This is a genomic window from Paraburkholderia kururiensis JCM 10599 = LMG 19447 (assembly GCF_003986935.1).
GTDB lineage: Bacteria > Pseudomonadota > Gammaproteobacteria > Burkholderiales > Burkholderiaceae > Paraburkholderia > Paraburkholderia kururiensis.
Map to the genome: position 1 here is coordinate 18,993 of NZ_RJZE01000006.1, position 26,541 is coordinate 45,533.

Genomic DNA, 26,541 nt, shown 5'->3' on the forward strand with positions numbered 1-26,541 from the left:
AGAGGTTCTGGAGCAAACGCGCCGCCAACTGTCTCCACGTCCATCCTGTAAAACGCAGATGACCTTAGTGACCTTGATGTACTGACGCACGCCGAATCGGGTTACATGGCGGTTACATGACCCGTCAAAACAGAAAAGGGTTACCGGCCGGAAGGCGGGTAACCCCTTGGTGTTGCTGGTCGGAGCGATAGGATTCGAACCTACGACCCTCTGATCCCAAATCAGATGCGCTACCAGGCTGCGCTACGCTCCGAGTAATCCGACATTCTACCCAGAACGCGCTCTAGCCGTCAAACCAGGGAGCCTCCGGCCACCGTCACGTCGCGTCTTGCCGCGCGAGGCATCCCGCATGCACCATGCGAGATACGCCCACTCAAGGAGACGCCGCATGAACCTCATCCTATGGCGCCACGCCGAGGCCGAAGATGTCGCCGCGACCGATCTTGCGCGCCAGCTCACCACGCGTGGCCGCAAGCAGGCTCAAAACGTTGCGCGGTGGCTGCGCCCCCGACTGGACAACGATGCCATGGTCATCGCGAGTCCTGCTACACGAACGGTGCAGACCGCGGAAGCGCTCTCGGACCAATACCGTGTCGTGCGCGACATTGCACCCGGCGCAAGCGCAAGCGACATCCTTTCCGCAGCCGGCTGGCCCCAGGGCATCGCATCGACCGTCGTCGTAGTCGGTCATCAGCCCACGCTCGGCGAAGTGGCGGCCCTGCTGCTGACAGGCAGCGGCGAAAGCAGTTGGGCCGTGAAGAAAGGCGGCCTCTGGTGGTTCGAAAGCCGCGAGCGTAACGGCCACGACCAGGTTGTGTTGCGCGCGGTCATGAGCCCGGACCTGGTCTGAATGCAGGGGGCATGGAAGGCGTGGAACGGCCGTTCCGCGCGCGATGGGTGACGCATGTCAGCCTGCATGTCAGCCTTACGATACGTCATCGAATCGTCACTGGTTTGCCATGGAAGCGTCACCGGTCATTACTATATTTGGCGCTCAAGTGAAGCCCCTTTTTACGACCAGGAACGCCCCATGCGAGAACTGCCGACGCCCACCCTGCCCCTCGCTTCGATCCCGTTCGAGCCGCGTCGTCGCCTGCCGCACGCGGAGGAAACGATCACGGCCCAGCATCGGTTGCAGGTGGCCTGGGCGCGCAGCGACGAAGAACTTCGCGAAGCGCAGCGTCTGCGTTACCGCGTCTTCGCCGAGGAAATGGGCGCGCATCTGACGGGGCCGGCCGGTCTCGACGTCGACGCCTTCGACGCGTACTGCGATCACCTGCTCGTTCGCGACCTCGACACACTGAAGGTCGTGGGCACCTACCGCGTGCTGCCGCCGTATCAGGCAGCGCGCATCGGCCGCCTTTATGCCGAAGGTGAGTTCGACATTTCACGCCTCACGCATCTGCGCTCGAAGATGGTCGAGGTGGGCCGCTCGTGCGTGCACCCCGACTATCGCAGTGGTTCCGTCATCATGTCGCTGTGGGCGGGCCTCGGCTCGTACATGATGCAGAACGGCTACGAAACGATGCTGGGCTGCGCGAGCGTACCGATGGTGGACGGTGGCCACTATGCCGCGAACCTTTACGCGTCGCTCGACGAAAGCGCGCTCACGGCACCCGAATATCGCGCGTTCCCGCACACGCCGCTGCCGGTCGACGAGTTGCGCACGGGTGCCGTTGCTGTGGCGCCGCCGCTCGTGAAGGGCTATCTGCGTCTGGGCGCAAAGATCTGCGGCGCACCGGCCTGGGACCCCGACTTCAACACGGCCGACTTCCTCACGCTGTTCCGCCTCTCGGAAATCAACGCGCGCTACGCCCGTCACTTCCTCGGTGACGCACTGCCGCGCTGAAAGCCGACACAAGCGCAGCCGTCGCGCGAACGAAAACAAAAGAGCCCGGCATGCCGGGCTCTTTTTTATCGGGATATCGAACGAAACGGCACAGCATGATTGCGTGCCGCCGCAGCGGAAATGCTACCTGTCCGTGTAGACCACACGATACGGAATGCCAACTTTCTCCCACTCCGCCGCCTCCTGAATAAGGCTGTAGTCCGTCAGCGGATTGTTCACCACCCATTCCTTGGGCAAACGCACCTCGTAACCATTACCCTCGCGCGCCACGGCGATCTCGGGCAAGCCAACGTCGGCACGGCGGCGCGACAGTAACGCGGCGAGACGCAGACAAAACAGCAATTGCCACTCCACTTCGCGCGTCTGCGAGAGCTTGCCGAGCTTGCCTGCGTGACCGAGCACGAGCGCGGCAAGGCGCGCCTGATCGGTACGCGAAAAACCGGGCATGTCCGCGTTGCTCGCGATGTACGCCGAATGCTTGTGATAGGCGCTGTGCGAGATGGAAAGCCCGATTTCGTGCAGCGAAGCCGCCCACGAAATAAACATGCGGTTCTCGGCGCACACTTCCTCGTCGGCCTCTTCGAACTGGTCGTAGAACTGCACGGCAAGCTCGCCGATGCGCACCGCCTGCGCACGGTCCACACCGTAACGGCGCATGAATCCTTCCACCGTCACAGTGCGCATGTCCTCGTGCTGGGACCGCCCGAGCAGGTCGTAGAGCACGCCAAGACGCAGCGCACCGTCGGTCGTATCGACGTAGTCGATGCCGAGTTCGTCGAATACCGCAATCATGATCGAGAGACCGCCCGCGAGCACCGGCACGCGGTCGGCCTTGAGCGCAACGAGCTTGAGGCGGTTGACGTTCTCGGCCTTGATCAACGCGCGCTTGAGTCGCTCGAGACCGCCGCGCGAAATGCCGTGCGTAATGCCGGCGTCGTTGAAGCCATTCGCCTCCACGAGTTCGGCCAGCGCGCGCGCCGTGCCCGACGAGCCGATTGCCTGCTCCCAGCCCGCGTCCTTGTACTCGGTCGAGATGATCTGGATTTCGCGGCGCGCAGCGAGTTCGGCCTGGCGCATCGTGTACTCGTCGACGTTGCCCGCCGGAAAGAAGCCGCGGCTGTGGCTCACGCAGCCGATATACAGGCTCTCCATCTTGATGGGCGTGTAATGCTGGCCAATGATGAATTCCGTCGAGCCGCCGCCGATATCCACCACGAGCCGTTTGCCCGCGCTCGCGGGCACCGAATGTGCCGCGCCCGCATAGATGAGCCGCGCTTCTTCGCGGCCCGCGATAACTTCGATAGGAAACCCGAGCGCCGCTTCCGCCTCGACGAGAAATTCGCGCGCGTTCTTCGCGATACGCAGCGTATTGGTGGCCACCGCACGCACGTGATCGGGATGAAAATCGCGCAGCCGTTCGCCGAAACGCTTCAGCGCGTCCCAGCCGCGCACCTGCGAGGCGCGGTCGAGCATCTTGTCTTTTGAAAGGCCGGCGGCAAGACGCACGGGTTCGCGCAGGGCATCGACCTGGTAGATCTGGCTGCCGGCTTCGGTTTCCTCAACGCGCCCGACGATCAGCCGGAAACTGTTGGAGCCGAGATCCACTGCGGCGAGAAGATGCGGAGTATTGACCATCGATTGAGCGGGTTCCATACGCGCCAGCAAGGCCGCACGGGCCAGCGCAGCGCTGTTCAAAGTCGCCATTTTAAGCGTTGCGGACCTCACGATGTCGCTCCTCGCGCCGGAATGCTGCTCAATACCGCATCCTATTTACGGTGGCCCGAAAATACAGCGTAGAATTTGTGACAGCCCGAATGTCATAAGAATGCCACGTTATTGTGAGAATTTCCGACGGTCCACTCAAGTCTACCGACACCCCATTCTCCCAACCGATGTCCGCCCGCTACCCCCTTCTCAATCGCGAACTGGGCATCCTGGGCTTCAATGAGCGCGTGCTCGCGCAAGCCGCCGACCCCGCCGTGCCGCTTCTCGAACGGCTGCGTTTCATCTGCATCACGAGCAGCAATCTCGACGAGTTTTTCGAGGTGCGCATGGCGGGGCTGCACGAACAGATGCGTGACAATCCGGGCGCGCTCTCGCCCGACGGCATGTCGCTGCAGCATGTGTACGACCTCGTGGTCGAACGCGCCCAGAAGCTCGTGCATCGCCAGTACGCCATGCTGCACGAGACCGTGCTGCCCGCCCTCGAACAGGAAGGCATCTATTTCCACGGCACCGAAGCGTGGAACGAAGCGCAGACGGAATGGGCACGCGGCTATTTCCTCGATGAACTGCTGCCGGTGCTCACGCCCATCGGGCTCGATCCCGCACATCCTTTTCCGCGCGTGCTTAACAAGAGCCTGAATTTCGTGGTCGAGCTGGAAGGCAAAGACGCTTTCGGCCGCCAGGCGATGATGGGCATCGTTCAGGCGCCGCGCGCGCTGCCGCGGCTCGTGCGCATGCCGCAAGAACTCTCCGGCTTCGCCCACGGTTTCGTGCTGCTGAGTTCGCTGCTGCAGCGCTTCGTGAACGAACTCTTTCCGAATCTCGTCGTACGCAGTTGCAACCAGTTCCGCATTACGCGCAACAGCGAACTCTTCGTCGACGAAGACGAAATCACGAACCTGCGTGTTGCGCTGCAAGGCGAACTGCCCGCGCGGCACCTCGGCAACGCAGTGCGGCTCGAGGTCTCCGCGGAAACGCCGCCGCATCTCGTCAAACGCCTGCTCGACGAAAGCGCGCTCTCGGAAAAGGATTGCTACTACGTCGACGGTCCCGTGAATCTGGTGCGGCTCATGCAGCTGCCCGAGATGGTGGACCGGCCCGACCTCAAGTTCGTCCCGCATATTCCGGCGATCCCCTCGCAGGTCGCGGCCAGCACGAGTCTCTTCGACGTGATCGATCAGGGCGACGTGCTGCTGCATCATCCGTACGAGAGTTTCCAGCCCGTGCTGGAATTGTTGCTTCAAGCCGCAAAAGACCCGAACGTCGTCGCCATCAAGCAGACCATCTACCGTACCGGCACCGACTCGCCGCTGATGGATGCGCTGATGCAGGCCGCGCGCAACGGCAAGGAAGTGACCGTGGTGGTGGAACTGCTCGCGCGCTTCGACGAGGAAACCAACATCAACTGGGCGTCGCAGCTCGAAGCGGTGGGCGCGCACGTGGTGTACGGCGTGGTGGGCCACAAGTGCCACGCGAAGATGATGCTGATCGTGCGGCGCACGCCCATGAACGGCAAGATGGTCCTCAAGCGCTACGTGCACCTGGGCACGGGCAACTACCATCCGCGCACGGCGCGCCTCTATACCGACTTCGGTTTGATGACCGCGGACCCGAAGATCTGCGAAGACGTGCACCACGTGTTCCAGGAACTGACGGGTATTGGTGGCGAGCTCGCTCTGCACGATCTGTGGCAATCGCCGTTCACGCTGCACCCGCAACTGATTCGCTCGATTCGCGCCGAAGCCGAGCACGCCCGTGCAGGCAAGAAGGCGCGCATCGTGGCGAAGATGAATGCGCTGCTCGAGCCGAGCGTCATTGACGAGCTCTACGAAGCATCGCAGGCCGGCGTAAAGATCGACTTGATCGTGCGTGGCGTGTGCGCGCTACAGCCCGGCGTGGAGGGACTCTCCGAGAACATCACGGTGCGCTCCATCGTAGGACGCTTTCTCGAGCACCATCGCATCTACTACTTCTATGCGGGCGGTGAAGAGAACGTCTACCTTTCGAGCGCCGACTGGATGGACCGCAATCTGTTCCGTCGCGTGGAAGTAGCGTTCCCGATCAAGAACCGGCGCCTGAAGCGACGCGTGATTGCGGAAGGGCTCTCGGTGTACCTGGGGGACAATCAGTCGGCGTGGCTCATGCAGAGTGACGGGCACTATCGCCGGCGCCGCCCCGGCAAGTCGTCGCGCAATGCTCAACTGAGCCTGCTCGCGAAGTTCTGTTCGTGAGTTGCTGAAGCGATACGGCCGGCGTCGCGCCGGCCGTATCGTGACTTACGTGACTTACCGCGCCTCAGTTGCGGCCGCGCAGGCGCAACCTCAAGCCGCAGTGGTCTGGCAGCGCGCCGTGCGTACAGCGGGGAACCGCACCGTGAACTTGCTGCCCCGCCCTTCCTCGCTCTTCACTTCGAGCTGCGCATCGTGCCGTTGCAGCACGTGCTTGACGATGGCCAGCCCAAGACCCGTGCCGCCCGTGTCGCGCGAACGGCTGCGGTCCACACGATAGAACCGCTCGGTCAGACGCGGAATGTCGGCCGCGGGAATGCCCAGGCCGCTGTCTGTCACCGAAAACACCGCGGTGTTGCCTTCCATGTGCCAGTCGACGTGCACCTTGCCACCGTCCGGCGTGTAGCGGATCGCGTTCATGACGAGATTGCCAAGCGCACTCAGAATCTCGGTTTCCGCACCTTTGACCGTGAGCCCTTCGTCGATGTCATACGTGATGCGATGCCGGTCTTCGGAGAGCGTGCTGGCATCGTCGCGCACGTGCCGCAGCACGGCAGACATGTCGACGAGCCGCTCGCCAGGCGGCTTGGCTTCGCCTTCGAGCTTCGCGAGCACGAGCAGATCCGTCACGATGTGGCGCATGCGCGAGGCCTGCTGCTCCATCATGTCGAGGTAGCGTGTGCGTTCGGATTCGCTGAGCGGCAGTTCGCGCATGGTTTCGAGAAAGCCCGACAGCACCGTGAGCGGTGTCTTCAGTTCGTGCGACACGTTGGCCACGAAGTCGCGTCGCATCGAATCGGTTCGTTCGAGTTCCGTGATGTCCTGCGAGAGCACGAGCTTGCGGTTCTCGCCGTACGGAAACACCTGCACCGACAGCACGTTCTGCCGCTTCTCGCCCATGCCGCGCATGATCAGCATCTCGTCGTACTGCTGCGAATTCAGATAGCGCACGAACTCGGGCTGTCGCACGAGATGTGTGATGTGCTGGCGCAGGTCGCGCTTCGCGTCCAGTCCGAAATGCACTTCGGCAATCGCGTTGCACCACTCGATCTGGTCGTGGTCGTCGAGCATCGCCACGCCGTTCGGCGACGCCTGGATCGCCTGGATGAAGCGCGAGTGCTGCTGTTCCACCTGCCGCACCTGCGCATGCCAGCGCTTCGCGAGCTTGTGCAGCCGGTAATAGATTTCACCCCACACGCCGGGCGCGCTCGGCACCTCGCCGTACACGGGGGCATCGAGCAGCCGCCAGAGCTGCTGCTTGTGAAACGTGCTGAAGAAGCCCTGCGCGAGCAGCACGACGACGGCGAGAATCAAGGCCGCCTCGATGCCGAAGAACGCGCCGACGCCTGCACACAGCACAGCCAGCAGCACGACCGACACGATGGAGCGCACCCAGATGATGTTCATGGATGTAGCGATGGAAAGCGTTACGCGCAACACGTCCGCGCGAAGAAACGGCGGGACGCTGTTACGCGCTCCGCCGGGTTGTCGTTCTGATTATAGGGGTACGCTCCGGCGGTACGTCGCTGGTCGCTGGCTGCCGGCGCCGCGAACGCTTCTTTCAGGCGCTCTTCGCGAGACGGTAGCCGCTGCCGCGCACCGTTTCGATCATCGCATCGCAGCCCGCGGGCTTGAGGGCCGCCCGCAGCCGCTTGATATGGACGTCCACCGTGCGTTCTTCGACGAACACGTGGTCGCCCCATACCTGGTCGAGCAACTGCGTACGGCTGTGCACGCGTTCCGGATGCGTCATGAAGAAATGCAGCAGACGGAATTCGGTCGGACCCAGGTCGAGCTTGATTTCGCTGCCGTCCGAATGGGCCGCCACACGATGCGTGGCGGGATCGAGCTTGAGGCCGTTGATCGCCACGACGTCCTCGGTCAACTGCGGCGCGCGGCGGCGCAGCACCGCCTTGATGCGCGCCATCAGTTCCTTCGGCGAGAACGGCTTGGTCACGTAGTCGTCCGCACCGATCTCGAGACCCAACACCTTGTCCTGCTCGTCGCCGCGCGCGGTCAGCATGATGATGGGGATGTGCCTCGTGCGCTCGTTGTTGCGCAGATCGCGGGCGAAGGCGATGCCCGACTTGCCCGGCAACATCCAGTCGAGCAGGATGAGGTCGGGCAGCACGTCGCTGATCAGGTTCTGCGCCTGCTCCGCGTTGTACGCGCGAATGGGGCAATGGCCCGCATGCTGGAGGTTCACCGAAATGAGCTCGGAAATCGCGGGTTCGTCTTCGATGACAAGAATGCTGCTGGGCATCGGCACCTCTTGACCTTTGCGAAAAGAATTAGCTGAGCGCTTCACGTTCGAGCGCGTCGCGCGACTTGTGTCGCACGTCCGTGCCCTTCACGATGTAGATGATGAATTCCGCGATGTTCTTCGCGTGGTCGCCGATGCGCTCGATCGCCTTTGCGATGAACAGGAATTCGAGGCCCGCGCTGATGGTGCGCGGATCTTCCATCATGTACGTCACGAGCTTGCGCACGAAAGCGCGGAATTCCTCGTCGATCGCCTTGTCGTCGCGCACGATCTGCGCGGCGGCCACCGTGTCGAGGCGCGCGAACGCGTCGAGTGCGCGACGCAGGATCGAGACGGCCATCTCACCGGAGACCTTGATCTCGGCGATGTTGACCGTGCGCGCCGCGCCGTCTTCGGTCAGGCGCTTGAGGCGCTTGGCGATCTTTTCCGCCTCGTCGCCGGCGCGCTCGAGGTTCGTAATCGTCTTCGAGATGGCGAGCAGCAGGCGCAGATCGCGTGCAGCCGGCTGGCGGCGCGCGATGATGTTGCTGCATTCCTCGTCGATCTCGATTTCCATCGTGTTCACGCGCTCTTCGTTCGTGATCACCTGGTCGGCGATCTCGGTATCGAACGCGTTGAGCGCCTGCATGGCGTGGACGATCTGCGATTCCACGAGGCCGCCCATTTCGAGCACCTTCGATGAAACGAGGTTCAGGTCGGCGTCGAACTGGCTGGAGAGATGTTTGTCGGACATGTCGTGCTCCTCACGGCGGCGGGAATCAGCCGAAACGGCCGGTGATGTAGTCTTCCGTTTCCTTGCGGACCGGCTTGATGAAGATCTTCTCGGTGTCGCCGAATTCGATCAGTTCTCCGAGATACATATACGCCGTGTAGTCTGAACAACGCGCGGCCTGCTGCATGTTGTGCGTGACGATCACGACGGTGTAGTCGCTCTTCAGTTCGGCGATCAGCTCTTCGATGCGGCCCGTGGAGATCGGGTCGAGCGCCGAGCACGGTTCGTCGAGCAGCAGCACTTCGGGACGAATGGCGATGCCGCGCGCAATGCACAGGCGCTGCTGCTGGCCGCCCGAGAGGCCGTAGCCGCTCTGCCCCAGCTTGTCCTTCACTTCGCTCCACAGCGCCGCCTTCGTGAGCGCCCATTCGACGCGGTCGTCCATCTCCGAGCGCGACAGCGTTTCGAACATCTTCACGCCGAACGCGATGTTGTCGTAGATCGACATCGGAAACGGCGTCGGCTTCTGGAACACCATGCCGATACGCGCACGCAAGAGCGAGATGTCGCGCTTCGTGGTGAGCAGGTTCTCGCCGTCCATCAGGATTTCGCCTTCGGCGCGCTGCTCCGGATAGAGCGCGAACATCTTGTTGAACGTGCGCAGCAACGTGGATTTGCCACAGCCCGATGGACCGATGAACGCGGTCACCTTACCTTCGGGAATGCTCAGGTTGATGTTCTTCAGGGCGTGGTATTTGCCGTAGAAGAAGTTCAGGTCTTTGACCTCGATCTTCGCGGCACCCATCGGCTTCGCTTGCGTGCCCTGGGCGGGGTCCATGCCAGCAGGCGTCGTGGCACGGCCATCGGTGTTCAGGTGAGTCTCTGCCATGTTCATCGGATTGCTCCGCCCTTACTTTTTCGAAAAGACCGTGCGTGCGAGGATATTGAGTCCCAGCACCCCGAGCGTAATCAGGAAAACGCCTGCCCACGCGAGCGACTGCCATTGCGCGAACGGGCTCATCGCGAACTTGAAGATGGTGACCGGAAGGTTCGCCATCGGCTGGTTCATGTCCCACGAGAAGAACTGGTTGGACAGCGCCGTGAAGAGCAGCGGCGCCGTTTCGCCGGCAATACGGGCAACGGCCAGCAACACGCCGGTGATGATGCCCGCCACCGACGCCTTCAGCGTGATCGACATCACCATCTTCCACTTCGGCGTACCCAGTGCGAAGGCAGCCTCGCGCAGCGCGTTCGGCACGAGCTTGAGCATGTTCTCGGTCGTGCGGATCACGATGGGAATTTGCAGCAGCGCGAGCGAGATCACGCCGGCCCAGCCGCTGAAGTGCCCCATCTTCGCCACGAAGAGCGCGTAGACGAAGAGGCCCACGACGATCGACGGCGCCGACAGCAGGATGTCGTTGATGAAGCGCGTGACGCTCGCAAGCCAGCTCTTCTGGCCGTATTCGGCCAGATACACGCCAGCGAGAATGCCGATCGGCGTGCCCACGAACGTCGCGATCACCACGAGCAACAGGCTGCCCACGATCGCGTTGGCAAGACCACCGCCGTCGGTATTCGGTGGCGGCGTGGATTGCGTGAAGAGCTGCACCGAGAGGCCGCCCACACCGAGCTGAAGCGTCGTGAACAGAATCCACACGAGCCACAGCAGGCCGAACGCCATGGCCGCGAGGGAGAGCGAGAGCGCGATGGCGTTGACCGTGCGGCGGCGGCGTTGCAGCCGCGCACGCATCGTTTCGAGCTTTTCGCCGTAGATCGCGCCCGGAATTTTCATCTGCGTTTCGCTCATGACCGACCACCCTCCGCTTTTTCGAGGCGCAGCAGCAGGAGCTTCGAGATTGCGAGCACGATGAACGTGATCACGAACAGGATGAGACCGAGTTCCATAAGCGCGGACGTATGCAGGCCAGGGCTTGCTTCGGCGAACTCGTTGGCGAGTGCCGAGGTGATGCTGTTGCCGGGCGAGAACAGCGAGACGTTGTCGAGCAGATTGGTGTTGCCGATCACGAACGTCACCGCCATCGTTTCGCCGAGTGCGCGGCCGAGGCCCAGCATGACGCCGCCGATCACGCCGGACTTGGTGAACGGCAGCACGATCTTCCACATGACTTCCCACGTCGTGCAGCCGATGCCGTATGCCGACTCCTTGAGCAGCACGGGCGTCACTTCGAACACGTCGCGCATCACCGAGGCGATGTACGGAATGATCATGATGGCGAGAATCACGCCCGCGCACAGAATACCGATGCCGATAGGCGCGCCCTGGAACAGCGCGCCGACGATCGGAATGCCGCCAAGCAACGTGCCGAGCGGCTTTTCGAACCACGCGGCGAAGATCGGGGAGAACACGAGCAAACCCCACATGCCGTACACGATCGACGGAATGGCGGCCAGCAGTTCGATGGCGATGCCAAGCGGCCGGCGCAGCCAGGCGGGCGACAGCTCGGTCAGGAAGAGCGCGATGCCGAAGCTCACGGGCACCGCGATGATGAGCGCGATCAGCGAGGTCGCGATGGTGCCGTAAATGGGCACGAGCGCGCCGAACTGTTCAGAAGGAGGATCCCACTCGGCCGTCCAGAGAAAGCGCAGGCCGAACTTCTCGATGGTCGGCATCGACGAAACGATCAGCGACACAATAATGCCGCCGAGCAGCAGTAACGTGACGATGGCCGCGAGGCGGGTCAGGCTGCCGAAGATGACGTCGCCGAGAGGGCTGGGCGCCTTCTGCTGCGCCGAGCCTCCTGGCGGAGCCGGGCGGGTGACGCCGGGCGCGAGTTGGATGTCGGACATGTTGGCCTGTTTCAGAAGCCGCCCGGCGACGCATTGCGTCGGCGTGCAGCCAGGTAAAGACGGGCATACGGAAACCGCAAGCCGCCTCGCCCAGAAACCCGGGGCGAAGCGGCGCACAACCGGATCACCGAGGCTGCGCCACACGGCACAGCCCCGAACCGGCGCTGACGACTTACTCGGCGATGGCCTTGCCGGAAGTGTCCTTCACCTTCGCCTTCCACTGCGTGCGGATTTCGCTCACGACCGACGCCGGCAGCGAGATGTAGTCGAGCTGATCCGCTGCTTCCGTGCCGTTCTTGAACGCCCAGTCGAAGAACTTCAGCGTTTCCTTGCCGCTATCCGGCTTGTCCTGCGCCGTATGCAGCAGCACGAACGTCGCGCCGACGACCGGCCATGCGTTCTTGCCCGGCTCGTTGGTCAGGATCTGGTAGAACGACTTCTTCCAGTCTGCGCCCGCGGCTGCGGCCTTGAACGTTTCGGTGGTGGGCTCGACAACCGCACCCGACGCGTTCTTCAGGGAAGTGTAGACCATGTGATTTTGCTTGGCGTACGCCCACTCGACGTAGCCGATCGAGCCCGGCAGACGCTGCACGAAGGCCGCAACGCCGTCGTTGCCCTTGCCACCCGTACCGACCGGCCAGTTCACCGTCGTACCTTCGCCCACTTTCGACTTCCACTCGGTGTTCACCTTCGAGAGGTAGTCGGTCCAGATGAAGCTCGTGCCCGAACCGTCGGCACGGCGCACCACGGCGATGTCGAGATCCGGCAGCTTGACCTTCGGATTCAGCGCGGCGATGGCCGGATCATTCCACTTCTTGATCTTGCCGAGGTAGATGTCGCCCAGCACTTCACCCGACAGAACGAGTTCGCCGGCCTTCACGCCCGGCACGTTGATCGCCGGCACGACGCCGCCCACCACCGTCGGGAACTGGAAGAGGCCTTGCTTCTCGAGTTCGTCGTCCTTCAGAGGAGCGTCCGAACCGGCGAAGTCGACCGTCTTGGCGATGATCTGCTTGAGACCGCCCGACGAACCGATGCCTTGATAGTTGACCTTGCCGCCACCCGATTTCTGGTAGGCGTCGGCCCACTTCGTATAGATGGGTGCTGCGAAGGTGCTGCCCGCGCCGGTGATGTCGGTAGCATGTGCGGCGATCGCGAAGAGCGCGCCAGCCATGCCAGCAAGCGCGGTTTGCATCAATTTCATTGAGACCTCCAGTGGTGTGAGCGGATGACACAACACCGCGAAGCTTAGGGTCTCTTTATGACAGTAACGTGACGTTACGTGAAAGTCACATGACATTCTTATTACTGGATGAAAGCGAAATCGCGCGGTTAAGCGGGTGCTTCGTTTGGCGATTACGCGGCGTTGAGCCAGGCGTGGCGGGACTTTCGCGGGAGGGGCATGGGCGGCGCGAACGTTTGCGCAGAACGCCTCGCGAACCCCGCGTCGACGCGAATCGTACACAAAGTTGGTGCAGCGGGCGCGACGCCGCGGCGGCATTGCGTCGCGTGTCGCTCGTGAATCGGCCTGGCTGGCCTGATGATTACGCCGTCGCGCGCTTCACCACGTCGGCGATGGCTTCGGCATGGCGCACGGCGTCCTGCTCCGCCTGCGCCTCCACCATGACGCGCAGCACGGGCTCGGTGCCCGAGGCGCGGATCAGCACGCGGCCGCGATCGGCCAGCGCGCTCTCGGCCTCGCGAATCGCGTGGCGAATCGCGTCGCTGCCCTTCCAGTCCGAACCGGGCTGCATCCGCACATTGATGAGCTTCTGCGGAAACAGCTTCACGCCTTCGAGCAGTTGGGCGAGCGTGCGACCACTGCGCTTCATCGCCGCGAGCACGAGCAGCGCCGACACGATGCCGTCGCCCGTGGAATGGCGATCCAGCGACAGAATGTGACCCGACCCTTCGGCGCCCAGCTGCCAGCCGTGCTCGCGCAGCTGCTCGAGCACGTAACGGTCGCCCACCGCTGCGCGCACGAACTTCACCCCGGCACGCTGCAGCGCGACTTCGACGGCCATGTTCGTCATCAACGTGCCGACGGCGCCTTCGACCTTGCCCTCTGTCGCGATGCGATCCTGGACCAGTACGTAAAGCAGTTCGTCGCCGTTATAGAGGCGGCCGGCTGCGTCCACGACCTGCAGGCGGTCCGCATCGCCGTCCAGCGCGATACCGAGGTCCGCGTGGTTCGCGCGCACCGCGCGCACCAATGCGTCCGGCGCAGTGGCGCCCACACCGTCGTTGATGTTGAAACCGTTCGGCGCGACGCCGATCGGGATCACGTCCGCACCCAGCTCATGGAACACGTGCGGCGCGATGTGATAGGCCGCGCCGTGGGCGCAATCGACGACGAGCTTCATGCCGCGCAGGTCGAACGTCTGAGGAAAGGTGCCCTTGCAGAACTCGATGTAGCGGCCCGCCGCGTCATCGAGGCGCCGGGCCTTGCCCAGTTGCTCCGACGGCGCGCAGTCGAGCGGCTTCTCGAGTTGCTCTTCGATCTGGAGTTCGACCTCGTCGGGCAGCTTGTTGCCGTCCGCCGAGAAGAACTTGATGCCGTTGTCGTAGTACGGATTGTGCGAGGCACTGATGACGACGCCCGCCGCGAGGCGCAACGCGCGCGTGAGATACGCGATGCCAGGCGTTGGCATCGGGCCGGCAAGCATCACGTCGACGCCGGCCGCAGAGAAACCCGATTCGAGCGCCGCTTCGAGCATATAGCCCGAAACGCGTGTGTCCTTGCCGATCAATACCGTGGGGCGAGTACCCGACTTAGCCCAGCGGTCCGCACCGGCAAGCACCTTGCCCGCAGCAAAGCCGAGGCGCAACACGAAATCCGGGGTGATCGGCGCCGCACCGACTTTGCCTCGAATGCCATCTGTACCGAAATAGCGACGTGCCATTGCTTGTGGTCCTCCCTTCCTTATATTGAGGGCCCGTGCGGATCAAACGCGGCGTGCCGCGTCGCGCACTGTTGCCCAAACTTTCAATGCGTCCACCGTCGGTGCCACGTCGTGCACGCGGATGATCGCAGCCCCCCGTTCCGCTGCGCACACGGCGGCGGCCACACTCGCCGCCATGCGGTCAGGGGTCGAACGACCCGTGACCGCGCCCAGCATCGACTTGCGCGACATGCCGACCAGAATCGGGAACGGCGGATCGGCCTGCGGCGCTGTGTCGCGCAAATGCGCGAGCAGCGCGTAGTTGTGCTCGACCACGGACTTGCCAAAACCAAAGCCCGGATCGACGCTGATGCGCTCGCGCGCGATGCCCGCGTCAGTCAGCGCGCGCACGCGCTCTTCGAGAAACTGACGCACGTCGTCCACCACGTTCGTATACGCCGGCTCGCCGCGCTGCATGGTTTGCGGCTCGCCAAGCATGTGCATTGCACACAGGCCGCAGCGGCTGTCGCGAACCGCGTCGATTGCGCCCGGCAGCCGGAAACCCCAGACGTCGTTGATCAGGTCGGCGTCCGCGGCCAATGCCTGCCGCATCACTTCGGGCTTGTAGGTATCGATGGACAACGGCACGTTCGCGTCGCGCAATTGCTCGATCATGGGAATCACGCGTTCGAGTTCTTCGTCGAGCGGCACGGGTGGCGCACCCGGCCGCGTCGATTCGCCGCCGATGTCGATCAAATCGACGCCATCGAGCATCATCCGCTCGGCCTGACGCAAAGCGTCGCCGCGGGCAATGAACTTGCCGCCGTCGGAGAAGGAATCGGGCGTGACGTTGAGAATGCCCATCACGAGCGGACGCTCGAACGACAGGGTAAAGCGGCCGCACTGTAGCGGCGCGGGAAGCGGATAAGACCGCGATTCGATGCTGGACACGAAAACGCTTTCGACGTGACTAGGAATGCAAAACGGGCCGGTGTGGTGTCACACCGGCCCGTACGTTATGCGGCCTCTATTACGCCGGTGCGGCAGCGCTGCCCGGCTTGACCTCGGTGCCCGTATTGCTGCCACCGGACGATGAGGCGTCGCTGGCCGGCGGCGGCGCGCTCTTCGGCGAGCGCGGCGGACGGCCCGCCATGATGTCGTTGATCTGATCGGCATCGATCGTCTCCCACTCCATCAGCGCGGCGGTCATCGCCTCAACCTTGTCGCGGTTCTCTTCGAGCAGACGCCTTGCGAGGCTGTACTGCTCGTCGAGCACGTGACGGATTTCGGCATCGACCTTCTGCTGCGTCGCCTCGGAAATCGTACGCGTGAACCCGCGGCCGAACGGCGAAGCGTCGTTCTCGTCGTCGACATACACCATCGGCCCCAGCGCGTCCGTCATGCCGAAACGGGCCACCATGGCGCGTGCCGTCTGCGTCGCCTTGTTGAAGTCGTCAGACGCGCCTGTGCTGATCAGGTTCAGGAACAGTTCTTCGGCTGCACGCCCACCAAACAGGATCGCAAGACGATCGAGCAGGTAGTCCTTCGAGTACGTTTCGTTGTCGTGCTCAGGCAGCTGCCACGTAACGCCGAGCGCCCGGCCACGCGGAATGATCGTGACCTTGTGCACCGGGTCCGCCTTCGGCAGCAGTTTTGCGATCACGGCGTGGCCCGACTCGTGGTACGCCGTGGCACGCTTCGCGTCCTCACGGATCACGGCCGACTTGCGCTCCGGACCCATGAAAATCTTGTCCTTCGCGTCTTCGAAGTCCTGCATTTCGACGATGCGCTTGCCGCGGCGGGCCGCGAAGAGCGCAGCCTCGTTCACGAGATTCGCGAGATCGGCGCCCGAGAAGCCCGGCGTGCCGCGTGCGATCACCGCCGCATCTACGTCGTTCGCAATGGGCACCTTGCGCAAATGCACCTTCATGATGTGTTCGCGACCGCGAATGTCGGGCAGGCCGACATACACCTGGCGGTCGAAACGGCCCGGACGCAGCAACGCCTTGTCGAGCACGTCGGAGCGGTTCGTCGCAGCAATCACGATCACGCCGGAATTCGCTTCGAAGCCGTCCATTTCCACGAGCATCTGGTTCAGCGTCTGTTCGCGCTCGTCGTTGCCGCCGCCCATACCGGCGCCACGATGACGACCCACCGCATCGATTTCGTCGATGAACACGATACACGGCGCATGCTTCTTCGCCTGCTCGAACATGTCGCGCACGCGCGCCGCGCCCACGCCGACGAACATCTCAACGAAGTCGGAACCCGAGATGCTGAAGAACGGCACCTTTGCTTCGCCTGCGATAGCGCGCGCAAGCAACGTCTTGCCGGTACCCGGAGGGCCGACGAGCAACACGCCGCGCGGGATGCGACCGCCCAGCTTCTGGAACTTCTGCGGATCGCGCAGGAAGTCCACAAGTTCGGATACTTCTTCCTTGGCTTCGTCGCAGCCGGCGACGTCGGAGAAATTGACAGCGTTGTTGTTCTCGTCGATCAGGCGCGCGCGGGACTTGCCGAACGAAAAGGCCCCGCCTTTTCCGCCCCCCTGCATCTGTCGCATCATGTAAAACCAGAAGCCGATGATGAGGATGGTTGGTCCAAGGTAATACAGCGCCGAGACAAGCGCGTTGGGTTCTTCATCGGCCTTGCCGCTCACCTGGACGCCATACTTCATCAAATCGCCGACCATCCAGATGTCGCCGGGCGACACGATCTGATACTTCTGGCCGTCTGACGGAGTGACCGTGAGGTTCCGCCCCTGCACGATAACGCTCTTGACCTTACCGTTCTTGGCGTCGTCCATGAACTGCGAATACGAAACGCCTTCCTGGACGCGGGGCTTATCGAACTGCTTGAACACAGTAAACAGCACCAGTGCGATGACCAGCCACACTGCTGCCTTCGAAAACATGTTGTTGTTCAAAGCACCACTCCTTCACTCATAGACGGGCGCCTACATTTGCCTTGCGGCACCACGAAAGCATTCTAATCCAGTCCGCAGACCCCTGCCATAACGAATCGCTACTGCAGGGATAGCCGGAAACCGCGCCAGAAGCGGCCCTGGCGGCATCCGGCGATGCCCCGCAACCGTCACTTGTCGCGGGCTTCCGGACGTTTCAGCTGTCTGCCCAAAATAAACGTTTCAGCCGATTTATCGCGTGACGCCTTCGGCTTGCGGGCCGCCACGATTTTGAACTGGTGCTTGAACTTCTCGACGATCTGGCTATACCCGCTGCCGTGAAAGCACTTGACTAAAAGGGCGCCATCCGGCTTGAGGTGCTGCTGGGCGAATTCCAGCGCCAGATCGCAAACGTGCTCGATGCGCGCGGCGTCGGCAACGGCCACGCCGGACAGGTTGGGTGCCATGTCGGAAATTACAAGGTCCACCGGCCGGTCTCCCACGACTTCTTCAAGCTGGGCGAGTACGCTCTCCTCGCGGAAATCGCCCTCGATGAAATGGACATCGGCAATGGGCTCCATGGGCAGCAGGTCGAGCGCAATGATTGTGCCGTCGATACCGCCCTGGCGCGCCGCGTCGCGTCGGCCGCCCTGCGCGAGCTTGTTGCGCACGTACTGGCTCCAACTCCCCGGCGCAGCGCCAAGATCGACGATGACCTGACCGGGCCGGATCAGCTTGTCCTGCTCGTCGATCTCTTTGAGCTTGTAGGCGGCGCGGGCGCGATACCCCTCCCGCTGCGCCATCTTCACGTACGGGTCGTTGATGTGGTCGTGCAGCCACGACTGGTTGAATCGATTTTTTGCCATTACCGTTGAACTGTTGCTGCGTGATGCCGCACTTTTAGCGGATAATACGCGTTTTATTTACGTGGCTGCCGCCCTCGCCCGTACCGGGCCGCAGGGCTGCTTGCGGGTTGTTTCTTCCCCCCACGTTTTCCCTTGTTCCGGCGAGCCGCTCCTCGCGCCCATGCGGCGAGCGGGCGCCGCCATTCTAGTCGAGTCCCGAACTCCCACAGCCGCCATGCCCGCCCTCCAAATCTCCTCCGACCAACGCGCCGCACTGCGCTCCGAAGCGCACGCGCTCAAACCGGTCGTACTCGTCGGCGCCGAAGGCTTGACCGACGCCGTTCTCAAAGAGATCAAGGTGCACCTCGCGGCCCATGAACTCATCAAGATCCGCGTGTTCGGCGACGAGCGCGAAACGCGCCTCGCCATCTACGAGGAAATTTGCGACCGGCTCAACGCCGCGCCGATCCAGCACATCGGCAAGCTGCTCGTGATCTGGAAGCGCCGGCCCGCCGAACCCGCCGCGAGGCGCGGTGCGGCTCGCAAAGCGGCCGTTCCGGGCGCCCGCGAGGCGCGAGCCGCAGAGCCTGCCGCGCCGAAAGGCCGCGCGCCGCGCGTCGTCAAAGTGGTCAAGCCGAGCGACAACCCGATGCGCCGGAACAGGCCCGAACTCGTCGTGGTACGCGGCAATGAGCGCGTGACGGCGGGCGGCAACGTGAAACGGGCGAAAAAGCGCCAGACGGGCGCAAAACGACAGCACCAGGGCACCAAGTAAGGCCGCAACAGGAATCGGCAAGGCGCTTACGCGCCTTTCGCCGGAGGTGCGTCAAACGGCCCCAGCGCGTCCAGGCGGTTATGCAGCATCGCGCTGTGCGCCCGACCGGAGCGGCGCCGCGAGCGTCGCGCTGCCGGGAAGCATCCAGACCAGCGCGAGGCCGAAGAGACTCTCCACCAGATAGAACAGACTCGATACGCCGTGCAGCAGCCCGAAGCGGCTTGCATATGCGGAATGGCCCACATCCGTACCGGCATTCAGGGCCGCTACGCGCAGCGCATTCATGAACGGCTGCAATCCGAAATAACCGACGAGCACGCACGCCAGCATGCCCGTCATCACCCAGCGCAGCCGGCGATACACATCGTTACCGCGCCGAACGAGCAGATTGCCGAGCGCGAGCAGCAACACGCCGCACACCACACCGATCACTGCTTCGATGCGAAAGAGTTGCGCCGCGACGCTGCCCGCCGTCATGCGATCGAGCGAAGTGAACAGCACGGGCGCGACCGCGTAGCCGATCGTCAGCAAGCTGCCGACCCAGACTACGACGATGAGCCGGAATACCCGGTGAGGCATCGAGGACACCTGCACGGCGCCGCTCAGACGTAACGGACTTCGATGATTTCGTACTCGCGCACGCCGCTTGGCGCCTGCACGGCGGCGACGTCGCCTTCCGACTTGCCGATGAGCGCACGCGCGATGGGCGAGCTGATGGAGATGAGGCCGTGCTCGAGGTCGGCTTCGTCGTCGCCGACGATTTGATACGTCACGGTCTTGCCCGATTCAAGGTCTTCGAGTTCCACCGTTGCCGCGAACACGACGCGGCCGTCCGCTTCCAGTGCGGCGGGATCGATGACCTGCGCCGCTGCCAGCTTCGATTCGATCTCGGCAATGCGGCCTTCGATGAAGCCCTGTTTTTCTTTGGCTGCATCGTATTCGGCGTTTTCCGACAGGTCACCTTGTGCGCGGGCTTCCGCGATCGAATTGATGACAGCGGGACGCTCGACTGTTTTAAGACGCTGCAGTTCGTCGCGCAGTTGATCCGCGCCACGTCTGGTCAAGGGAATAGTGCTCATAGACGACTCATGTGGCCAAAAACGGCCATAAAAAAAATCACCGCGGTTAAGTGCATCCCGGTGCGGAACCGGCCACGATACGCTGGTATCAGGCCGTAGCCTTCGGGACGCCGCCTAACCGCGGCAGTTACGAATTGGACTGGTGATCGAAGCCTTAGTTTAGGCGAGCATGGAGTCCTTGTAAATCATAGACTTCCAGGTTCTTCAGGTACCGCAGACCCTCCACCGCGGCACGCGCACCCGACATGGTCGTGTAGTACGTGACCTTGTTTGCCTGGGCGCTCATGCGGATGGAACGCGAGTCCGCAATCGCCGATCGCGTCTCGTCGACCGTCGTGAAGACGAGTGCGATCTCGCCGTTCTTGATCATGTCGACGATGTGCGGACGGCCGTCCTTCACCTTGTTCACCACCTTCACCGGCACGCCGGCGGCCTGAATGGCCGCGGCCGTGCCGCGCGTCGCGACGATCGGATAGCCGAGTTCGTGCAGCATGCGGGCGACTTCCACTGCCTTCGGTTTGTCGGCGTCCATCACCGTAAGCAACACCGTGCCCGACTCGGGCAGGCGCGAGCCCGCGGCGAGCTGCGACTTGAAAAGCGCCTCGCCAAAGGTCTTGCCCACGCCCATCACTTCGCCGGTCGAACGCATTTCCGGTCCAAGCACCGGGTCGACGGTGGGGAACTTGACGAACGGGAACACCGCTTCCTTGACGCTGAAGTAAGGCGGCACCACTTCGCGCGTCACGCCCTGCTCCGCGAGTGTCTGGCCAACCATCGCGCGCGCCGCGATCTTCGCGAGCGGCAGGCTGGTCGCCTTCGAGACGTACGGCACCGTACGCGAGGCGCGCGGGTTCACTTCGAGCACGTAGATCACGTCACGCTTCGAGCCGTCGTCCTGCGGAACCTGCTGGATGGCGAACTGCACGTTCATCAGGCCCACCACGTTGAGCGCCTTCGCCATCGCGGCCGTCTGGCGCTTCAGTTCGGCAACCGTTTCCTGCGAGAGCGAATACGGCGGTAGCGAGCACGCCGAGTCACCCGAGTGCACGCCGGCCTGCTCGATGTGTTCCATCACGCCGCCAATGAACACCGCTTCGCCGTCTGAGATGCAATCCACGTCGCACTCGATGGCGTCGTTGAGGAAGCGGTCGAGCAGCACCGGCGAGTCGTTCGAGACCTTCACGGCCTCGCGCATGTAGCGTTCGAGGTCGCGCGGCTCGTGGACGATTTCCATCGCGCGCCCGCCCAGCACATACGACGGACGCACGACGAGCGGATAGCCGATCTCGTCCGCCAGCTTGAGCGCCTCCTCTTCGGTACGCGCGGTGCGGTTGGGCGGCTGACGCAGGTTCAGGTCCTGCAGCAGCTTCTGGAAACGCTCGCGGTCTTCCGCGGCGTCGATCATGTCAGGCGACGTGCCGACGATGGGCACCCCGTTCGCCTCCAGATCGAGTGCGAGCTTGAGCGGCGTCTGGCCGCCGTACTGCACGATCACGCCGAGCGGCTTTTCCTTGTCGACGATTTCGAGCACGTCTTCGAGCGTGAGCGGCTCGAAGTACAGACGGTCGGACGTGTCGTAGTCGGTGGAAACGGTCTCGGGGTTGCAGTTGACCATGATCGTTTCGTAGCCGTCTTCGCGCATCGCGAGCGCGGCATGCACGCAGCAATAGTCGAACTCGATGCCCTGGCCGATCCGATTCGGGCCACCGCCCAGCACCATGATCTTCTTCTTGTCGGTGGGCTGCGCTTCGCACTCTTCCTCGTAGGTCGAGTACATGTACGCGGTTTTCGTGGCGAACTCGGCCGCGCACGTGTCCACGCGCTTGTACACGGGGCGCACGTTGAGTTCGATACGGCGGCGGCGCACGTCGGTCTGCGTCGCGCCCAGCAGTTTCGCGAGACGCCGGTCCGAGAAGCCGCTCTGCTTGAGGAAGTACAGCTCTTCCTTCGAAAGGCTTGCGAGCGTGCGGCCGGCGAGCGCCTTCTCCTTGAGCACGATCTGTTCGATCTGCGCGAGGAACCACGGGTCGATCGACGTTTCCTCGAAGACTTCCTCGCGCGTCATGCCGAGGCGGAACGCGTCGCCCACGTACCAGATGCGATCCGGACCGGCCTCGCCGATCTGGCGGATCACTTCGTCGCGGTTCGTGGTCTTTTCGTCGAGACCGTCCACGCCCACTTCGAGGCCGCGCAGCGCCTTCTGGAACGACTCCTGGAACGTGCGACCGATCGCCATCACCTCACCCACGGACTTCATCTGCGTCGTCAAGCGCGGGTCGGCTTCGCGGAACTTCTCGAACGCGAAGCGCGGAATCTTGGTGACCACATAGTCGATGGTCGGTTCGAACGACGCCGGCGTCTGACCGCCCGTGATCTCGTTCTTGAGTTCGTCGAGCGTGTAGCCCACGGCGAGCTTCGCCGCGACCTTCGCGATGGGAAAGCCCGTTGCCTTCGAGGCAAGCGCCGACGAACGCGACACGCGCGGGTTCATCTCGATCACGATCATGCGGCCGTTCTGCGGGTTGATCGAGAACTGCACGTTCGAGCCGCCCGTATCCACGCCAATCTCTCGCAATACGGCGAGCGAGGCATCGCGCAGGATCTGGTATTCCTTGTCGGTGAGCGTCTGTGCCGGCGCGACCGTAATCGAGTCGCCGGTGTGGATGCCCATCGGGTCCAGGTTCTCGATCGAGCACACGATGATGCAGTTGTCCTTCCTGTCGCGGACCACTTCCATCTCGTACTCTTTCCAGCCCAGCAGCGATTCTTCGATCAAGAGCTCACGCGTAGGCGAGAGGTCGAGCCCGCGCTTGCAGATTTCCTCGAACTCTTCTCGGTTGTACGCAATGCCGCCGCCCGAGCCGCCCAGCGTGAACGAAGGACGAATCACGATCGGATAACCGCCCGTACCGGTGGCCTGCGCAATTTCCGCGTGCACCTTGAGCGCCTCTTCCATCGAGTGCGCCGTGCCGGACTTCGCCGAGCCAAGGCCGATCTTCGTCATCGCATCTTTGAACTTCTGGCGGTCTTCGGCCTTGTCGATGGCTTCCGGCGAGGCGCCGATCAGCTCGACGTCGTACTTCGCCAGCACGCCTTCGCGGAACAGGTCGAGCGCGCAGTTGAGCGCGGTCTGGCCGCCCATCGTCGGCAGGATCGCGTCAGGGCGCTCTTTCGCGATGATGCGCTCCACCACTTCCCACGTGATCGGCTCGATGTAGGTGACGTCGGCCGTGTTCGGGTCGGTCATGATCGTCGCCGGATTGCTGTTGACGAGAATGACCTTGTAGCCCTCCTCCCGCAACGCCTTGCACGCCTGCGCGCCCGAATAATCGAACTCGCACGCCTGGCCGATGATGATCGGACCGGCGCCGATGATGAGGATGCTCTTGATGTCTGTCCGCTTGGGCATAACGCTCTCGTAGATGTATTCCTGTGTTCCTTGCTTGCTCGCGCGCTCGGGCGGCAGGGTACGCCGCCGGCGCTGCGTCCTTCGTGCCGGCTCTTCAGGCAGCAGCCGTGCGACCCGTCGCGCCGGTGTTGCGGGCGGCATCCATCAACGCCGTGAACCGGTCGAACAGATAGCCGATGTCGTGCGGCCCCGGCGACGCTTCCGGGTGGCCCTGGAAGCAGAACGCCGGTTTGTCGGTCAGCGCGAAGCCCTGCAGCGTGCCGTCGAACAGCGACACGTGCGTCACGCGCGCGTTGGCGGGCAGCGTGTCGGCATCCACCGCGAAGCCATGGTTCTGCGACGTGATCACGACGCGGCCGTCCGCAAGATCCTTCACCGGGTGGTTCGCGCCGTGGTGGCCGGTCTTCATCTTCATCGTCTTTGCGCCGACGGCGAGCCCCATGATCTGGTGGCCAAGGCAGATGCCGAACGTCGGGATGCCGCGCGCGATGAATTCCTTCGTGGCCGCGATGGCGTAGTCGCACGGTTCCGGGTCGCCGGGGCCGTTCGAGAGGAAGATGCCGTCCGGATTGAGCGCGAGCGCGTCGGCCGCGCTCGCCTGGGCGGGCAGCACCGTGACGTGGCAGCCGCGCTGCGCGAGCATGCGCAGGATGTTGTGCTTCACGCCGTAGTCGAAGGCGACCACGCGGTACTTCGGCTCGTTCTGCACGCCGTAGCCTTCGCCCAGTTGCCATTCGGTCGTCGTCCAGACGTACTCGCGCTGCGTCGAGACCACCTTCGCGAGGTCCATGCCGGCAAGGCCGGGAAACGAGCGCGCCAGTTCGATGGCCTGAGCTTCGTCTGCCGAGCCCGCTACGATCGCGCCGTTTTGCGCGCCCTTGTCACGCAGAATGCGCGTGAGCTTGCGCGTGTCGATGCCCGCAATCGCCACCACGTTTTCGTCGCGCAGGTAGTCGGAGAGCGAACGCTCCATGCGGAAGTTCGACGCGAGCCCCGGCAGGTCGCGAATGATGAGACCGGCGGCATGGACTTTCGTGGCTTCGACGTCTTCAGCGTTGACGCCGACGTTGCCGATATGCGGATACGTGAGGGTGACGATCTGGCGGGCGTAGCTCGGGTCGGTCAGGATTTCCTGATAGCCCGTCATGGCCGTGTTGAACACGACTTCGCCGATGGTATGGCCCGGCGCGCCGATCGAGTAACCACGAAAGACCGTGCCGTCGGCAAGCGCGAGCAGAGCAGGAGAAAAAGACGGCAACACGGGAGACTCCTTGGGGGAACACCCTGTTGCCGACCTGTTGATCCGACCGTACGGGCTGAGGCAGCGGCATCGTTCGATGCGCGCGAGAGCCCGTCGCGGCTGGCGGCAGGCGTCGCGCTCGCGGCGGACGGTCGCGGCTCTCAACGAGCGGACCGGACGGGAGCTGCGGCGCGCCTTCCGCTGCCTGTTGCGTACATATTGCGTGCGAATGCACGCCGACGCGCGGCGGATGAACGGTTTGGAGGAGGTAGGCGCTAGGGTGCGGGTTGATAAGCTGAAACTTTCGAATTATAGCCTGAAAGCGACGTTATCTTCAAATCCCGGGACGTTAGGGCCAGAACCGCGGCGGTTCGCTGACCGTATTCACTATAGTCCACCCGGCCCCACGGGCAGCCGATGAGCCCCCAGTCGTTCGTGCACGGCAAGGCTCGACATCGTGATTGCGGGACACCGGACGAGGGCGCCAATCCGGTTCTCCAGCCCATTTCAGGTTCGAGTCGCTCAGAGCTGCCGCTCGGCCGAAAGCGCGGCCGATTCCACCATCGCCGGACCTGGCAGTACGTACCACACCGCACTTGCGAGTTGCAGCGCAATCAGGATGCCCCAGGCGGTGAGATGCGCCGCGCGCGGATAATGTCCGTCCATTTCGGGCCAGTGCGACAACACAGCGCCCACGCCGATCTGGAAACCGAAGATCAGCAGAAAGATAACGAGGGTGAGCGTCGTATTAACGCGTCCGATCAAATGCGCCGGGAAATGTCGCGCCATCGCCGCGTAACTCAGGATGCCGGTGCCGCCGAAGAAGCCGTAAGCCGCCCGCAGGAAGCCGGCGGGCAGCGGCGCGCCGCACACGATCAGCACCTGGGTGACGGCGAACAGCGCCATGCCGATGCCGCAGAACGCGTACAAAGAAATGCCCTGGCGCTCGAGGCCGCGGGCCGCCGCGCCAAAGCCCACGCAACCCGCCATCATCGCGAAGCCCAACACCGATACGAGCGCGGCCGCGGCCGGCCCGGCGAAGCCCGCGACATCGCGCAGCCAGGCACCGACCCACAGCGACTGCATGGCGTAAAAGACCCCTGCGTGACGACGGAGAACGACGCCATCCTCCAGAACGCCGCGCTGCGCATGATGTGCCACGTGCCCTTGAACTGACTCACGAGCCCGCCCTGGCGATGCTGCGAGTCGCGCGACTCCGGTGCGCCGAGCCAGAGCGCGGCAGACACGGCCACCGTAAGCACGCCCAAGCCAACGCACACCGTACGCCAGCCCGCAAACGTCAATAGCCAGGTCAGCGGCGATCCGACTGCAACGCCGCCCAGCCCGCCGACCGCCATCACGAGCCCGTTCATGAGCGGCAACCGCGCCTGCGGGTAATGCTGCGCAAGCGCCTTGAACGCCGCGCCGAGACATACGGAAACGCCCACACCGATCAGCAGCCGCCCTGCCATCATCCCGGCCACGCCATGAGCCGCGCCGAAGGCCCATACGCCGGCCGCAGCAAAGAGGAGCATCCCCGCCGTTACGCGGCGCGCGCCGTAGTGATCGAGCAGCACGCCTGCCGGAATCTGGGCACCCGCGAAGCCGAGAAAGTAGAGACTGGTGAGAAGGCCAAGATCGGCTGCGGAAAGTCCGAGTTCATGAGTGATCAACGGCGCGAAGCCGAGATTGACGCCACGGAACACGTACGAGACGAAATACCCCGCGGAAAACAGCACGAACACACGCAACTGGGTAGAGGACATTGGAACGTCGGACGAGCGCTGTGTAAGCGCCGGCGCATCGGCCGGCGAGAAACCGGAA

Annotated in this window: 20 protein-coding genes, 1 tRNA gene and 1 pseudogene; 4 read left to right on the plus strand and 18 right to left on the minus strand. The window is 63.5% G+C overall.

Features of this window, described 5'->3' with window-relative positions; all coding sequences use genetic code 11:
• Positions 1-176: 176 nt before the first annotated feature.
• Positions 177-253, minus strand: a tRNA-Pro gene (locus tag PKKP23_RS08515).
• Positions 254-388: 135 nt separating this feature from the next.
• On the opposite strand from PKKP23_RS08515, the gene PKKP23_RS08520 reads away from it, so the two are divergent.
• Positions 389-850, plus strand: coding sequence for a SixA phosphatase family protein (locus PKKP23_RS08520; protein WP_126876586.1), 462 nt, complete (start codon positions 389-391; stop codon positions 848-850).
• A gap of 180 nt (positions 851-1,030) precedes the next feature.
• A complete protein-coding gene (locus tag PKKP23_RS08525; RefSeq protein WP_017776192.1) occupies positions 1,031-1,849 on the plus strand; it encodes a GNAT family N-acetyltransferase in 819 nt (272 codons plus the stop codon).
• A 123-nt stretch (positions 1,850-1,972) separates the two neighbouring features.
• Here the strand turns inward: PKKP23_RS08525 and ppx are convergent, their stop codons facing one another.
• Positions 1,973-3,553 (minus strand): exopolyphosphatase, encoded by a 1,581-nt coding sequence (gene ppx, locus PKKP23_RS08530; RefSeq protein WP_240658841.1) that lies wholly within the window; start codon positions 3,551-3,553, stop codon positions 1,973-1,975.
• Positions 3,554-3,741: 188 nt separating this feature from the next.
• Between ppx and ppk1 the strand changes: the two genes are divergently transcribed.
• Positions 3,742-5,805, plus strand: a complete 2,064-nt coding sequence (gene ppk1 / locus PKKP23_RS08535; protein WP_126876588.1) for a polyphosphate kinase 1 — start codon at positions 3,742-3,744, stop codon at positions 5,803-5,805.
• 90 nt (positions 5,806-5,895) lie between these two features.
• Here ppk1 and phoR read toward each other — a convergent pair whose 3' ends face one another.
• The 11 genes from phoR to PKKP23_RS08590 form a co-directional block, all read right to left on the minus strand.
• Positions 5,896-7,209, minus strand: a complete 1,314-nt coding sequence (gene phoR, locus PKKP23_RS08540; RefSeq protein ID WP_017776189.1) for a phosphate regulon sensor histidine kinase PhoR — start codon at positions 7,207-7,209, stop codon at positions 5,896-5,898.
• Positions 7,210-7,363: 154 nt separating this feature from the next.
• Positions 7,364-8,065 carry a phosphate regulon transcriptional regulator PhoB gene (gene phoB, locus PKKP23_RS08545; RefSeq protein ID WP_017776188.1) on the minus strand — a complete coding sequence of 234 codons (702 nt, stop codon included), beginning with the start codon at positions 8,063-8,065 and terminating at the stop codon, positions 7,364-7,366.
• Between the two features lie 28 nt (positions 8,066-8,093).
• A complete protein-coding gene (gene phoU / locus PKKP23_RS08550; RefSeq protein WP_017776187.1) occupies positions 8,094-8,798 on the minus strand; it encodes a phosphate signaling complex protein PhoU in 705 nt (234 codons plus the stop codon).
• A gap of 25 nt (positions 8,799-8,823) precedes the next feature.
• Positions 8,824-9,672: a phosphate ABC transporter ATP-binding protein PstB gene (gene pstB / locus PKKP23_RS08555; protein WP_042299817.1), complete on the minus strand. Its 849-nt coding sequence runs from the start codon at positions 9,670-9,672 to the stop codon at positions 8,824-8,826.
• Positions 9,673-9,687: 15 nt separating this feature from the next.
• A complete protein-coding gene (pstA, locus tag PKKP23_RS08560; RefSeq protein ID WP_126876589.1) occupies positions 9,688-10,584 on the minus strand; it encodes a phosphate ABC transporter permease PstA in 897 nt (298 codons plus the stop codon).
• Complete coding sequence (gene pstC, locus PKKP23_RS08565) at positions 10,581-11,585, minus strand: phosphate ABC transporter permease PstC (RefSeq protein ID WP_126876590.1); 1,005 nt, start codon at positions 11,583-11,585, stop codon at positions 10,581-10,583. The genes pstA and pstC overlap by 4 nt, the downstream gene beginning before the upstream one ends.
• 172 nt (positions 11,586-11,757) lie before the next feature.
• Positions 11,758-12,789: a phosphate ABC transporter substrate-binding protein PstS gene (gene pstS, locus PKKP23_RS08570; protein WP_126876591.1), complete on the minus strand. Its 1,032-nt coding sequence runs from the start codon at positions 12,787-12,789 to the stop codon at positions 11,758-11,760.
• Positions 12,790-13,129: 340 nt separating this feature from the next.
• Positions 13,130-14,488, minus strand: a complete 1,359-nt coding sequence (glmM, locus tag PKKP23_RS08575) for a phosphoglucosamine mutase (protein WP_126876592.1) — start codon at positions 14,486-14,488, stop codon at positions 13,130-13,132.
• Positions 14,489-14,530: 42 nt separating this feature from the next.
• Complete coding sequence (gene folP, locus PKKP23_RS08580; RefSeq protein ID WP_126876593.1) at positions 14,531-15,418, minus strand: dihydropteroate synthase; 888 nt, start codon at positions 15,416-15,418, stop codon at positions 14,531-14,533.
• 79 nt (positions 15,419-15,497) lie between these two features.
• Positions 15,498-17,393: an ATP-dependent zinc metalloprotease FtsH gene (ftsH, locus tag PKKP23_RS08585; protein WP_126876594.1), complete on the minus strand. Its 1,896-nt coding sequence runs from the start codon at positions 17,391-17,393 to the stop codon at positions 15,498-15,500.
• Between the two features lie 167 nt (positions 17,394-17,560).
• Entirely contained in the window at positions 17,561-18,235 is a 675-nt protein-coding gene (locus PKKP23_RS08590) for an RlmE family RNA methyltransferase (protein WP_017776179.1), read from the minus strand.
• A gap of 214 nt (positions 18,236-18,449) precedes the next feature.
• Here PKKP23_RS08590 and PKKP23_RS08595 point away from each other — a divergent pair, with 214 nt between their 5' ends.
• Positions 18,450-18,989 (plus strand): YhbY family RNA-binding protein, encoded by a 540-nt coding sequence (locus tag PKKP23_RS08595; protein WP_126876725.1) that lies wholly within the window; start codon positions 18,450-18,452, stop codon positions 18,987-18,989.
• Between the two features lie 78 nt (positions 18,990-19,067).
• Here PKKP23_RS08595 and PKKP23_RS08600 read toward each other — a convergent pair whose 3' ends face one another.
• The 5 genes and pseudogenes from PKKP23_RS08600 to PKKP23_RS08620 form a co-directional block, all read right to left on the minus strand.
• The gene (locus PKKP23_RS08600) at positions 19,068-19,568 is read right to left on the minus strand and encodes a DUF4149 domain-containing protein (RefSeq protein ID WP_126876595.1); all 501 of its coding nucleotides are present in this window, start codon (positions 19,566-19,568) and stop codon (positions 19,068-19,070) included.
• Between the two features lie 23 nt (positions 19,569-19,591).
• The gene (gene greA, locus PKKP23_RS08605; RefSeq protein ID WP_017776176.1) at positions 19,592-20,068 is read right to left on the minus strand and encodes a transcription elongation factor GreA; all 477 of its coding nucleotides are present in this window, start codon (positions 20,066-20,068) and stop codon (positions 19,592-19,594) included.
• 154 nt (positions 20,069-20,222) lie between these two features.
• Positions 20,223-23,477, minus strand: a complete 3,255-nt coding sequence (gene carB, locus PKKP23_RS08610; protein WP_126876596.1) for a carbamoyl-phosphate synthase large subunit — start codon at positions 23,475-23,477, stop codon at positions 20,223-20,225.
• A 94-nt stretch (positions 23,478-23,571) separates the two neighbouring features.
• Complete coding sequence (gene carA / locus PKKP23_RS08615; protein WP_017776174.1) at positions 23,572-24,738, minus strand: glutamine-hydrolyzing carbamoyl-phosphate synthase small subunit; 1,167 nt, start codon at positions 24,736-24,738, stop codon at positions 23,572-23,574.
• A gap of 501 nt (positions 24,739-25,239) precedes the next feature.
• Positions 25,240-26,483, minus strand: a pseudogene (locus PKKP23_RS08620) (MFS transporter).
• Positions 26,484-26,541: the final 58 nt, after the last annotated feature.